The organism is Pseudomonas fluorescens, from assembly GCF_003732425.1.
GTDB classification, from domain to species: domain Bacteria; phylum Pseudomonadota; class Gammaproteobacteria; order Pseudomonadales; family Pseudomonadaceae; genus Aquipseudomonas; species Aquipseudomonas fluorescens_BE.
Genome location: NZ_MOBX01000014.1, coordinates 914,842 through 927,377 on the forward strand (window position 1 = coordinate 914,842; position 12,536 = coordinate 927,377).

Genomic DNA, 12,536 nt, shown 5'->3' on the forward strand with positions numbered 1-12,536 from the left:
GTGGGCGGGCGCGTGAGCGCCCGCTTGCCTGGCCCCTCAGTTAATGTTTTTTAGCGGTATCTGGGCTCGCTTTTTCCGAGCAGGCTCGTACCGCCTGTGAGCCCGCCGTGAATTCACTCCCCCTCGTCAGCATTGCCATTCCCGCCTTCAATCCGCGCTTTTTCGAGCGGACGCTGAACAGCGCTGTCAGCCAGAGTTACGGCAATCTCGAGATCATCGTCTGCGATGACAGTCGTGGCAGCGAGATCGAAGACATTGTCAAATCGGTCAGTGAGCAGACCGGCGCGGCAGTGCGTTACGTGCGCAATCCACGAACCTTGGGGCTGGTTGGTAACCTGACGGCCTGCCTTGAGCAATCCCGCGGCGAGTTCATCAAGTTCCTGTGTGACGATGACCTGCTCTATTCGGCTTGTATCGAACAGCAAGCCCACGAGTTGCGTCGCGACGAAGTCAGTCTGGTGGTGGCGCAGCGGTTGCTGTGGGATGCCAACGACATCATCCTGCCGGCGCGCCTGGAAAACAGCTCGTGGGCGCCGGCCAGTGGCTTGCTCAACGGCGATGATGTACTGAGTATCTTCGAGAAGTTTCCGGTCAACGTGCTCGGCGGTTTCAGCAGTGCGTTGTTTCGGCGCGCCGACGTCGCCGAACTGTTGCCGGTTTTGACCGAAGAGGGTGCCTGCTTTGTGGCAACCCTGGATTTTGCCTTGTATGTCTGTCTGCTGCGACGCGGCAACCTGGTGGTCTCCAACAATGTACTGAGTGCCGAGCGCCTGTACCCCGAGCGTTTGAGCGCGCAGCAGCCGATGAAAGACGCCGCGGAGATCGAGCGCGAGTGGGTCTCGCAAATGCTCAAAGTCCGCAGCGGAGAGTCGGCGCCGGCGCCGGGGTGGGTGCGTTATGTGCCGTTGACCAAGGCCGACGAGTCGCCTCGGGTCTGGGAAGAACTGCCGCTGAGCCGAACCCTGGGTACCAAGCAGAGCCGTCAGGAGCTGGGGGTCGGTGTCGACAGCTTCAGTTTTGGCGAACTCTACGCGCAGTGGCTGGCGGTTCGAGTGCTGACCGAGGCGCAACGCGAGTGGCTGCCGGAGACCCTCGCCGGCTGGCCGTATCAGCCGCGCATTGTGCCAATTGTCATTGACGGGAAGGGCAGTCGCGATGGCCGGGAGCGAACCCTTGAGGCGCTCGCCGCTCAGGATTACCCGCCGGAACTGGTTCTGGTGTTATCCACTGCCTGTAGCGAAGCGAAGTTGGACGGTCGCGTATTCCACATGCCGTTGCAGGATGACGGTCTGGAGCAGATCAACACACTGCTGCCGCAACTGGAAGGCGCTGACTGGTTCTATCTGTTGCAGGCCGGTGATTGCCCGGTGACGCCGGCGCTGTTGGTGATGGCCGATCGGATTGCGCACTCGAACGCGCTGACGTGCCTGTACAGCGACGAAGGCAGTCTGCGCGATGGCGAGTCGGCAGAGCCTGTGTTCAAACCAGACTTCAACCTCGACCTGATGCGCAGTTACCCTTACGTCGGGCGTGCTCTGGCGTTCAAGCGCGAGCGGTTCCTGGCGCTCGGTGGATTTACTGCGGCGTTCGCCGAATTGGCGCCCCACGATGTGTTGTGGCGTATGGTCGAGAGCGATGGCCTGCAGGTCGTCGGACACATCGCAGAAGTGCTGCTGGAGTCGAAATTCGACCTGTCGCAGTGGCTCACCGAGCCCGGTGTCGTGGCGCAAAGTCCGCGCATTCTCGAGGCGCATCTGCAACGTCTCGGCATTGCCCACGAAATCCGCCGAAGCAACAGCACGCTGCTCAATCGGGTCGACTATCACCACGCCCGGCGCCCACTGGTATCGGTGGTGATTGTCACGCAAGACCAGACCGCCGCCTTGCAGCGCTGCGTCGAGACCCTGCTGGAAAAGACCGCCTACAGCGAGTACGAATTGCTCCTGGTCGACAACGGCAGCGAAAGTGCCGAAGCGCTTGCCTGGCTGGACGGTATGGCGCAACTGGGCAGCGAGCGGATTCGTGTGCTGAGCTACCCGCAAAAGGGCAATGCAGCAGCGGTGCACAACTTTGCCGTCAGCCAGGCGCGCGGTGAGTATGTGTTGATGCTCAACGCCTTTGCGGTGATCACCCAGAACGATTGGCTCGACGAACTGCTCAACCATGCACAACGTCCGGAAGTCGGAGTGGTTGGCGCCAAGCTGTTCAACCCGGACGGTGGCGTGTTGCACGCCGGCCTGATTCTTGGTTTGAACGGGCCGGTCGGGTTGCCGTTCTATGGCCAACCGATGCAGTCGGAAGGGTATATGTATCGCCTGCAGGCGGTGCATGACCTGAGTGCCGTCGGCAGTGATTGCCTGATGATTCGCAAGTCGGTGTTCGAAGCCGCCGGCGGGCTGGACGAGCAGGACCTCAAGCAAACGCTCAATGTCGTCGATCTGTGTCTGCGTGTTGGTCGTGACGGTTATCTGGTGGTGCTCAATCCTCATGCGGTGCTTGCCGTCGGGGCACGGCCAAGTGCAATGGCGACGCCTGAGGAAGAAGCGCAGCACATTGAGGAGAGGGACACGTTTTACCAGCGCTGGCTGCCACTGGTGGCGCGCGACCCGGCCTATAACGTCAACCTGACGTTGCAGGGCGTGGGCGCCACCAACTTCAGTCTGGAGCCGGGCCTGCGCACCGGTTGGAGTGCATTCTCCAAAGCACAGTTGCCCAATCTGCTGGTGGTGCCGATCAATGCGTCTGCCATCGGCCACTACCGCATGAGCCAGCCGATGATCGAGCTGGAAGCGGCCAACAGAGCACAAGGGCGGATTTGCTATGGCTTGCCGTCGATCATCGATATCGAGCGTCAGTCACCTGATGTGATCGTCCTGCAAGGGCGCTACTCAGAGCACGCCATCGATGAAATTCCTCCTCTGAAGAAGTACTTCAACGCGCGGCGGATCTTCGAGCTCGACGACTATGTCATCGACGTTCCCCACCGCAACGCGCACATCCGCAACATGCCGAGCAAGCAGGACATGGAGCGCATGGTGCGACGTGCGATCGGCCTGTGTGATCGCGCGGTCGTATCCACCGCGCCGCTGGCCAACATGCTGTCGGACATGCACCACGACATTCGTGTGGTGCCGAACATGCTGGCCAAGGACTTGTGGGGCCATCTGCGCAGCCAGCGCCGGACCTCGAAGAAACCGCGGGTCGGCTGGGGCGGCGGCACCAGTCACCACGGTGATCTGGCGGTGATCGCCGAAGTCGTTCGTGAGCTGGCCAATGAAGTCGACTGGGTGTTCTTCGGCATGTGCCCGGATGATCTGCGCCCCTACATGCATGAGTTCCATGGTGTGATCGGCCTGGACGTATACCCGGCGAAACTGGCCAGCCTCAACCTCGATCTGGCACTGGCGCCGCTGGAGTTTCATGTCTTCAACGACTGCAAGAGCAACCTGCGCCTGCTGGAATATGGCGCTTGCGGGTACCCGGTGATCTGTACCGACACCGAGGCCTATCGCGGCTACTTGCCGTGCACGCGGGTCAAGACCAACACCACGGATGAATGGCTGCAAGCGATCCGCATGCACCTGGCCGATCCGGATGCCAGTTATCGCATGGGCGATGAATTGCGTGAGGTGGTGCTGCGCGATTATGTGCTGCGCGGCGATAACCTGCGCTACTGGGAATACGGCTGGCTGGCGGATTGATCAAGCCGCACGTGACCTCCTGAAAAACAGGCGACTTTTACAGTCGCCTGTTTTTGCCTTTGAAAAGCCTGTTTGCATCAATCCCGATACATTTCTTTGCCGAGGCTCAAGCTTCGCCTTTGAGCTGTCGATACCCTTCTATTCGTTCATTCATCAGGCAGGGATTGCAGGCTTGAACGGTCTCTCTCTGCCGACAGAACCGCTTTCAACCACAACGCAAGGAAGACGTAAATGTCAGTAGTAAACGGAACGAGTGAAGCGGATGTACTTTCAGGCACCGACGGCAATGCCAGTGATCGCGAAATCATTGGCGGTGCCGGTAATGACTGGCTGTGGGGCGGCGATGGCGCCGATCATTTCGTCGGTGGCGAGGGTTACGATACCGTCAGCTACAGCAACAGCCTTGAGGGCGTGAGAGTCGAAGACTTCACCAATTACGGCGGGCTGACCGACGCTTATGGCGACACCTTCACCGGCATTGAAGCGATTCAGGGGTCGGGCTTCGATGACGTGATTTATCGTCATAAAGACTTTATGAGCATCGATGGCGCTGACGGCCATGACACCGTGAGTTATCGCAACGCTTTCGATCCGGTCAACATTTTGATCGGCGGCGGCTTCAACGCAGCGGGCGACACACTGATTAATGTGGAAGAGGTTATTGGTTCCACCGATGCCGATCACTTCACCGTGAACAGCAGTGGTGTGGTCGTCGCTGGCGGTGGCGGTGACGATGTTTACACAATCAATAGCACCGGCGTGACCATCGAGGAAATCGAAGGCTACATGGGCGGTACCGATCGCGTGTACACCAGCCTGTCCGAGTTCAGATTGAGTGCGTTCGTTGAAAACCTGACCTATACCGGCAGCGCTGACTTCATCGGCTACGGCAATGACGAGAACAACACCATCGTTTCCGGCGCCGGCAATGATGTGTTGTTGGGCGGTGCGGGTGCCGACAACTTTGAGGGTGGCGCCGGTATCGACATCGTCAGCTACGACGACAGTACCGAAGGCTTGAGCGCTTCGCTGAAATGGGGCGTGCAGAGTGGTATTGCGTTCCACGACGTTTACATCGATATCGAAGGCCTGCGCGGTAGCCAGTTCAATGACGTGCTGGAAGGCGACTGGGGCGATAACATTCTTGAAGGCGGGGCGGGCGACGACCAGGTTCAGGGCGGCGATGGCAACGACCACATCTATGGTGGCCTGGCCTCCGGTCTCGATGTCGGAGGTCAGTCCGATAGTCTGTCGGGCGGTGCCGGTGATGACGTTATCGTTGGCGCGGCCAATGATCTGTTCACCTGGGCCAGTGGTGACGATGGCAATGACATCATCACCCTGGGGCGAGGGTTTGCTTTCGGTGGCGAGGGTAATGACGTTCTGACCGCCACCGGCAGTGACTACATGCTGCAGGGCGATGGGGGGAATGATGTGTTGATTCTTAACCTTGCCGGTCAGTCGAATGCCGGCGGCCGTGCGTATGGCGGGCAGGGCGATGACACCTACGTGGTCAACACCAGCGGGCTGGTCACGATCAAGGATGAGGGGCTGGATATCAACGACACGCTGATCCTGAACACGATCGCCAACGCCAGCCAATTAAGTGTGACCCGCATTGGCAACGATGCTTATCTGCACAGTGCCAACGACGGCAGCAGTGGTGTGCCGGACAACGGTGTGAAACTGGCGGATTGGTATGCCGGGTTCAATACGATCGAGCACATTCAGACTGCCGATGGTCAGGCCTTTGAGCTGCCGGTGAGTGGTGATGCGTTTGCCATGTTTGGGTAGTCGTTCGCATTGTTGATCTGGCTTGTGGAAGGGGATGAATCTTTGGGTTCATCCCTTTTTTTGTCTGGGGCCTTGGCGGCCTTTGGGCCGACCAGGTTCTTGGGGTTTTGGGTGTATATCCGTTGCTGCGGGTGTTGCTGATTAGGGTTCCGCCCTTACGGCGGGTCACTTTTTCCAGACGCCGAAAAAGTAACCAAAAAGGCTTGCTCCTACGTGCGGCCCGCTCGCTGAGGCTCGGGGTTCCTTCGTTCCGGGATCGATCCGGGCGCATCGCCTACGGTTTGCTTCGCTGCACCTCCTCTCGATGCATTTGGCTGCGCCAAACGGTCGCTACGCTCCCACGCCCGGATCAATCCCTCCACTCAGCCTTCCGACGTCGCCCTACAGATCAAAAGCCGCAGCCGAGCTAACGCTCATCCTGTTGAGTGGTGAGGAGCACAGCTTGGTCGGCTTTGGATTTGTGGTGGATTCGCCCCTCTCCCCAGACCTCTCCCGAGGGAGAGGGAGAGGGAGAGGGAGAGGGAGAGGGAGAGGGAGAGGGAGAGGGGTTTGTGGAGCTGGCGCGTTTCCTGCAAGTCCCCTGTAAATCGCCATAAAACGAGCGCTCGCGGTCACTTCAGCGGCGCCTGGAACGGCAAAAGGTTTGGCCAGACGGCCCGCAACGCTCAACAAAGCGATGCGCAGCCCGGTGAAGAACAAGAGGGGAGACGATGAAGGCAGTTATTTTGGCGGGTGGCCTCGGCACGCGCATCAGTGAAGAGTCGCACCTCAAGCCCAAGCCAATGATCGAGATCGGCGGCAAGCCAATTCTCTGGCACATCATGAAGCAGTATTCCGCCCACGGAATTCACGACTTTGTGATCTGCCTCGGCTACAAGGGCTATGCGATCAAGGACTTCTTCGCCAATTACTTCCTGCACACCTCTGACGTCACCTTCAACATGCGCGAAAACCGCATGGACGTGCACCAGAACTACAGCGAGCCGTGGAGTGTCACGCTCATCGACACTGGCGAAGAAACCATGACCGGTGGTCGCTTGCTGCGTGCCGGCCGTTATCTGAAGGATGAAGAGGCGTTCTGCTTCACCTACGGCGACGGCGTATCCGATATCAACATCGCCCAACTCGTGGATTTCCACCAAGCCCACGGTCGTCTGGCGACCGTCACTGCCGTGCAGCCGCCGGGCCGCTACGGCGCGCTTGAGCGTCAGGGCGATCAAGTGCTGGGCTTCACCGAAAAACCTCGCGGTGACGGTGGCTGGATCAACGGTGGCTTCTTCGTGCTCTCGCCGAAAGTGCTGCCGTACATCGCCGATGACGCCACCACCTGGGAAGCCGAGCCGCTGGCGCGTCTGGCTCAGGACGAACAGCTGAAAGCTTTCGAGCACGAAGGCTTCTGGCACCCGATGGACACCCTGCGCGACAAGAACCATCTCGAAGCGCTGTGGCAGAGCGGGGAGGCCCCATGGAAGCAATGGGCCTGAGTGCGGATTTCTGGCGCGGCAAACGCGTTCTCGTCACCGGACACACCGGTTTCAAAGGCAGTTGGCTGACCCTATGGCTGCAAAGCCTCGGCGCGCAAGTCAGCGGCTTTGCCCTCGATCCGTCGACCGAGCCGAGCCTGTTTGAACTGGCGCGGGTGCATGAGGGCATCAACGATCAGCGCGGTGATCTGCGGGATCTGGGCGCCTTGCTGGAAATCATCGCCGACACCGAGCCGGAGATCGTTCTGCACCTGGCGGCTCAGCCATTGGTGCGCGAAGGCTACCGCGATCCGCTCGGCACTTACTCCAGCAACGTCATGGGCACGCTGAACCTGCTCGAAGCGATTCGTCAGGTCGGTTGCGTGCGCGCCTGCGTGCTGGTGACCACTGACAAGGTCTACGCCAACAAGGAATGGCTGTGGCCGTACCGCGAAGACGAAGCCCTCGGTGGCCACGACCCGTACAGCAGCAGCAAGGCCTGCTGTGAATTGCTCGCACAGTCTTATGCCGCGTCGTTTTTCCCGGCGGACAAGTACGCCGAACACGGTCTGGCCTTGGCCACCGCGCGCGCTGGCAACGTCTTGGGCGGCGGTGACTTTGCCCCTGAGCGCCTGATTCCCGACGTGCTCAAAGCCTGGACCGCGGACGAGCCGGTGACCCTGCGTTACCCGCAAGCCGTGCGCCCGTGGCAGCATGCGCTGGAGCCGCTGGCCGGTTATCTGCAACTGGCTGCGGGCCTCTACGAACAAGGCCCGGAATACGCCGGGGCGTGGAACTTCGGCCCGGGCGAGGCGGACATGTGCAGCGTCGGCGAAGTGGTCGAATTGCTCGCTAGCCGCTGGCCGCAGGCGCGCGGTCTGCGCATCGAAAAAAGCGAACTGCACGAGGCCGGCCTGCTGCGTCTGGACAGCAGCCGCGCACGCCAAGTACTTGGCTGGCAACCGCGCTGGACCTTGCAGGCATGCCTGACCCAGACCCTCGACTGGCACCTGGCGTGGCAGAACGGCGACGACATGCGCAACGTCACCCTCGGCCAACTGAACCTGTACCGAGGCGCGCTGTGAGCGAGTTTTCCCTGAAGGCATTGCCGCTGGCCGGCCTGTTCAGCGTCCAGCACAAACGCTTCGAAGACCAGCGCGGGCACTTCGCCCGGCTGTTCTGCGAAGGCAGTCTGAGTGCGTTCGGCAGCGAATTTCACATCCGTCAGATCAACCATTCCTGCACCCGCGAGAAGGGCAGTGTGCGCGGCCTGCATTATCAGAATGCCAATGCCCCGGAAGCCAAACTGATCACTTGCCTGCGCGGTGAAGTGTGGGACGTGGCGGTGGATCTGCGTCCGGATTCCGAAACCTTTCTGCACTGGCACGCCGAGTACCTGAAGGCCGGTGACGGTCGCAGTCTGTTGATCCCGGCCGGGTTCGCCCACGGTTTCCAGACGCTGAGCGAAGATGCCGAACTGCTTTACCTGCACAGCGCCGATTACGCGCCGGAGCACGAAGGCGGTCTGTCGGTGAATGATCCACGGCTGGCGATCGCCTGGCCGTTGCCTGTCAATAATTTGTCAGCGCGTGATTCCAGCCATCCCGCGCTCGATCAACACTTTGCTGGAGTGCGTCTATGAACTGCCGTGGGTGCGCCGCACCGCTGAGCCTGCCGCTGATCGACCTTGGCACCTCGCCACCGTCCAACGCCTACGTCCACGCCGATCGCTTGGAGCAGGCCGAGCAATGGGTGCCACTGAAAGTCGCGGTGTGTCAGCAATGCTGGCTGGTGCAGACCGAGGATTACACCAGCGCCGACAGCCTGTTCGACGCCGAGTACGCCTACTTCAGTTCGTTCTCCAGCACCTGGCTGGCCCATGCCGAGCGCTATGTCGCCGAGATGGTCGAGCGTTTCGGTCTGAGCGCCGACAGCCGTGTGGTTGAAGTCGCCGCCAACGACGGATACCTGCTGCAATACGTCGCCGCTCGCGGCATTGCCTGCCTGGGCGTTGAGCCGACGCGCAGCACTGCACAAGCGGCACGCGAAAAAGGCCTGGAGATTCGTGAGCTGTTCTTCGGTCGCGAAACGGCCATGCAGCTGAACAGCGAAGGCTGGGGCGCTGACTTGATGGCGGCCAACAACGTGCTCGCCCATGTGCCGGACATCAATGATTTCCTCGGCGGGTTCGCGACGCTGCTCAAGCCGACCGGCGTCGCCACGTTCGAGTTTCCGCAACTGCTGACACTGATGGCTGGCGCGCAGTTCGACACGCTGTATCACGAGCACTATTCGTATTTGTCGCTGACTGCCGTGCAGACCCTGTGCGAGCGCAATGGTCTGGAAGTGTTCGACGTCAGCCAACTGACCACCCATGGCGGTTCGTTGCGCGTATTCGTCCAGCGCAAGGACGGTGAACGCCGTGCGGTTCAAGCCGCAGTGCAACAACAGTTGCAGGCAGAGCTCGAGGCCGGGGTGAAAACCGCCGAGTACTACGCCAGCCTCGCGCCCGCCGCTGAACGCATCAAGCATGATTTGCTGCGCTTTCTGTTGCAGGCCAAGGCTGACGGCAAGCGAGTAGTCGGTTACGGCGCGGCGGCCAAGGGCAACACCTTGCTCAACTACGCCGGGGTCAAAGCGGACCTGCTCGCCTGGGTGGCTGATGCCAACCCGCACAAGCAGGGCAAATTCCTGCCGGGCAGTCGTATTCCGATTGTCGCGCCGGCGCAGATTGATATCGAACAACCGGACTACGTGCTGGTGCTGCCGTGGAATCTGCTGCACGAAGTCAGTCAGCAACTGGCGCAAGTGCGTCAGTGGGACGGCCGCTTTGTGATCGCCGTGCCTGAGTTGAAAGTGCTGTGAAGGTACTCGTTACCGGCGCTACCGGTTTTGTCGGCCGCCATCTGGTTGCGGCGTTGCTGGCCCGTGGCTGTGACATTCGTGCGGTGGCGCGCAACGCAGAAACCGCGCAAGGCCTGCCATGGATCAACGACGTCGAGTTCGTGAGCGCGGATATTCACGCCGCCGATCTCGATGTCGCTGCGTTGACCGCTGGTATTGATGCACTGGCGCATCTGGCCTGGCCGGGCTTGCCAAACTATCGGGCGCTGTTCCATTTCGAGCACAACCTGATGGCCGATTACCACTTTATCAAAAGCGCGGTCGAGGCGGGCGTGAAGCAGGTGCTGGTGACCGGCACCTGTTTCGAATACGGCATGCAAAGCGGCCCGCTCAGCGAGAGCACCGCGCCACAGCCGAGTAATCCTTACGGTCTGGCCAAACACACGCTGCACCTGTTTTTGCAAAACCTGCAGCAGGAACTGCCGTTCACGTTGCAGTGGGCGCGCTTGTTCTATCTGCATGGCGCAGGGCAGAACCCCAGCAGTCTGTTGGCGGCACTGGACCGGGCGATCGATACCGGTGAGCCGTCGTTCAACATGTCGGCCGGTGAGCAACTGCGTGATTTTCTGCCGATTGAAAACGCTGCCGCTTACCTCGCCGCAATCCTGCAAAACCATGACTTCGACGGCGTGATCAATTGCGCCAGCGGCCAACCGGTTTCGGTGCGTTCATTGGTTGAACAACGCCTGCGCGAACGCGGTGCAGCGCTGAAACTGAACCTCGGCCATTACCCGTATCCGACCCATGAACCGCTGGCGTTCTGGGCGGTGACCGAGCGCTTGCAACAGTTATTGGGAGAGCCGCAATGAGGCACGAGTTGTACCGGGTCACCGACCTGCCGGTGCTGCAGAACCGCACCTTTGCCGATGCCGCATCGGCGCAGGCCTCGGCCAGTGCCGACATGCTGTTGGTGCAGGACGAGCGCAGCGGTCTGATCTTCAATGCGGCGTTCGACGCCGACAAGCTCAGCTACGACGCCGATTACCAGAACGAGCAGGCGCATTCCGGCCAGTTCCAGAAGCACTTGAGTGACGTCGAAGGCATCATCGCCAAGCACTTCAAGGGCCAGGAACTGATCGAAGTCGGCTGCGGCAAAGGCTATTTCCTTGAATTGCTCAAGGGCCTCGGCTATTCGATCACCGGCATTGATCCGGCGTACGAAGGCGAGAATGCCGACGTGATCAAGGCACCGTTTACCCGTGGCCTTGGCCTCGCGGCGGACGCCATTGTTCTGCGCCATGTGCTGGAGCACATTCAGGATCCGGTCAGTTTCCTCGCTGAAATGGCCAACGCCAATCAGGGCGGGCAGATCTACATCGAAGTGCCGTGCTTCGACTGGATCCTCGAGCACAAAGCCTGGTTCGATCTGTTCTACGAGCACGTCAATTATTTCCGCCTTGATGACCTGCGCCGGATGTTCGGCACCGTGCACGAGGCCGGTCACCTGTTCGGTGGCCAATACCTGTACATCGTCGCCGACCTGTCGACCTTGCGCCTGACCCCGGAGCAACCGGTGCCGCGCCTGACCCTGCCTGACGGTTTCACCGCCAGCCTCGATCGCGCGGTGCAGATCATTCAGTCCGCCCCCGAGCAGGGTTCGGCGATCTGGGGCGCCTCGTCCAAAGGCGTGATTTATTCGCTGTTCCTGCAACGCGCGGGTGTGGCGGTGGATCGCGTGGTGGATATCAACCCGGCCAAGCAGGGGCGTTATCTGCCGTTGAGCGGTGTTCGCGTGTCCTCGCCGCAAGAGGCCATGGACGCGCTGCCCGAGGGCGCCAACCTGTTTGTGATGAATTCCAATTACCTCGAAGAGATCAAGCGGATGACCGGTGGACGCTATGTCTATCACGCCGTCGACAGCGCTTCGTTTCAGTGACCCTTGAGATTATTAAAATGACCGACAACAGCATCAACCAAGCCTTCGAAGCCGAGTGCCGGGAACAGATTGCCCAGCAGGGTGACGACCAGAAACTGACTGGCCTGGCCCGCGATTTCTTCAACGAATCGGCCAAGCACAAATACAGCTACCACTTCTCGTGGATGGGCCGTCCGATCATCCAGCTGCCACAAGACATGATGGCCATGCAGGAAATCATCTGGCAGGTCAAACCGGATCTGGTCATCGAGTGCGGTATTGCCCATGGCGGTTCGATCATCTATTACGCCTCGTTGCTGGAGCTGCAAGGCCACGGCGAAGTGCTGGGCATCGACCTCGATATTCGCCCGCACAACCGCGAAGCGATCGAAAGCCACCCGATGGCCAAGCGCATCAAGATGATCGAAGGTTCGAGCATCGACGCGGGCATTGCCGCCCAGGTGCAGGCAGCGGCCAAAGGCAAGAAAGTCATTCTGGTTCTGGACTCCAACCACACCCACGATCACGTGCTGGAAGAGCTGCGTCTGTACGCACCGCTGGTGTCGGTCGACAGCTACTGCGTGGTCATGGACACCGTGGTTGAAGACATGCCGGCCGATTTCTTCCCGGATCGTCCATGGGGCCCGGGCGACAACCCGAAAACTGCCGTGTGGAAATACCTGGAAGAGAACCAGGATTTCGAGATCGATCAGCAGTTGCAAAACAAGCTGCTGATCACCGTGGCGCCGGACGGCTATCTGCGTCGCGTCCGTTAATTCGCAACATCACCAAAGCGTTATCTCGGCGAGTCGCCGGTTG

The 12,536-nt window shown here is 60.3% G+C and carries 9 protein-coding genes; all 9 read left to right on the forward strand.

Annotation, left to right across the window (positions count from 1 at the left end; genetic code table 11):
• Positions 1-107: 107 nt before the first annotated feature.
• Complete coding sequence (locus BK670_RS21405) at positions 108-3,701, forward strand: glycosyltransferase (RefSeq protein ID WP_123452663.1); 3,594 nt, start codon at positions 108-110, stop codon at positions 3,699-3,701.
• 231 nt (positions 3,702-3,932) lie between these two features.
• Positions 3,933-5,495 carry a calcium-binding protein gene (locus tag BK670_RS21410; protein ID WP_123452666.1) on the forward strand — a complete coding sequence of 521 codons (1,563 nt, stop codon included), beginning with the start codon at positions 3,933-3,935 and terminating at the stop codon, positions 5,493-5,495.
• Positions 5,496-6,205: 710 nt separating this feature from the next.
• On the forward strand, positions 6,206-6,979 hold the full coding sequence (gene rfbF, locus BK670_RS21420) for a glucose-1-phosphate cytidylyltransferase (RefSeq protein ID WP_123452670.1): 774 nt from the start codon (positions 6,206-6,208) through the stop codon (positions 6,977-6,979).
• On the forward strand, positions 6,961-8,043 hold the full coding sequence (rfbG, locus tag BK670_RS21425; protein WP_123452672.1) for a CDP-glucose 4,6-dehydratase: 1,083 nt from the start codon (positions 6,961-6,963) through the stop codon (positions 8,041-8,043). Before rfbF ends, rfbG begins: the two co-directional genes overlap by 19 nt.
• Positions 8,040-8,600, forward strand: coding sequence for a dTDP-4-dehydrorhamnose 3,5-epimerase (gene rfbC, locus BK670_RS21430; RefSeq protein WP_123452674.1), 561 nt, complete (start codon positions 8,040-8,042; stop codon positions 8,598-8,600). The genes rfbG and rfbC overlap by 4 nt, the downstream gene beginning before the upstream one ends.
• Positions 8,597-9,823: a class I SAM-dependent methyltransferase gene (locus BK670_RS21435; RefSeq protein WP_123452676.1), complete on the forward strand. Its 1,227-nt coding sequence runs from the start codon at positions 8,597-8,599 to the stop codon at positions 9,821-9,823. The genes rfbC and BK670_RS21435 overlap by 4 nt, the downstream gene beginning before the upstream one ends.
• Positions 9,820-10,671, forward strand: coding sequence for an NAD-dependent epimerase/dehydratase family protein (locus BK670_RS21440; RefSeq protein WP_123452678.1), 852 nt, complete (start codon positions 9,820-9,822; stop codon positions 10,669-10,671). Before BK670_RS21435 ends, BK670_RS21440 begins: the two co-directional genes overlap by 4 nt.
• Positions 10,668-11,738, forward strand: a complete 1,071-nt coding sequence (locus BK670_RS21445; RefSeq protein WP_123452680.1) for a class I SAM-dependent methyltransferase — start codon at positions 10,668-10,670, stop codon at positions 11,736-11,738. Before BK670_RS21440 ends, BK670_RS21445 begins: the two co-directional genes overlap by 4 nt.
• Before the next feature lie 17 nt (positions 11,739-11,755).
• Positions 11,756-12,493, forward strand: coding sequence for a cephalosporin hydroxylase family protein (locus tag BK670_RS21450; RefSeq protein ID WP_093439633.1), 738 nt, complete (start codon positions 11,756-11,758; stop codon positions 12,491-12,493).
• The last annotated feature ends 43 nt before the right edge of the window (positions 12,494-12,536 follow it).

Bases quoted from the DNA above. Each gene is read 5' to 3' on its own strand.
- BK670_RS21410 (WP_123452666.1), top strand. From the start codon at position 3,933: ATGTCAGTAGTAAACGGAACGAGTGAAGCGGATGTACTTTCAGGCACC.
- rfbF (WP_123452670.1), top strand. From the start codon at position 6,206: ATGAAGGCAGTTATTTTGGCGGGTGGCCTCGGCACGCGCATCAGTGAA.
- rfbG (WP_123452672.1), top strand. From the start codon at position 6,961: ATGGAAGCAATGGGCCTGAGTGCGGATTTCTGGCGCGGCAAACGCGTT.
- BK670_RS21435 (WP_123452676.1), top strand. From the start codon at position 8,597: ATGAACTGCCGTGGGTGCGCCGCACCGCTGAGCCTGCCGCTGATCGAC.
- BK670_RS21445 (WP_123452680.1), top strand. From the start codon at position 10,668: ATGAGGCACGAGTTGTACCGGGTCACCGACCTGCCGGTGCTGCAGAAC.
- BK670_RS21450 (WP_093439633.1), top strand. From the start codon at position 11,756: ATGACCGACAACAGCATCAACCAAGCCTTCGAAGCCGAGTGCCGGGAA.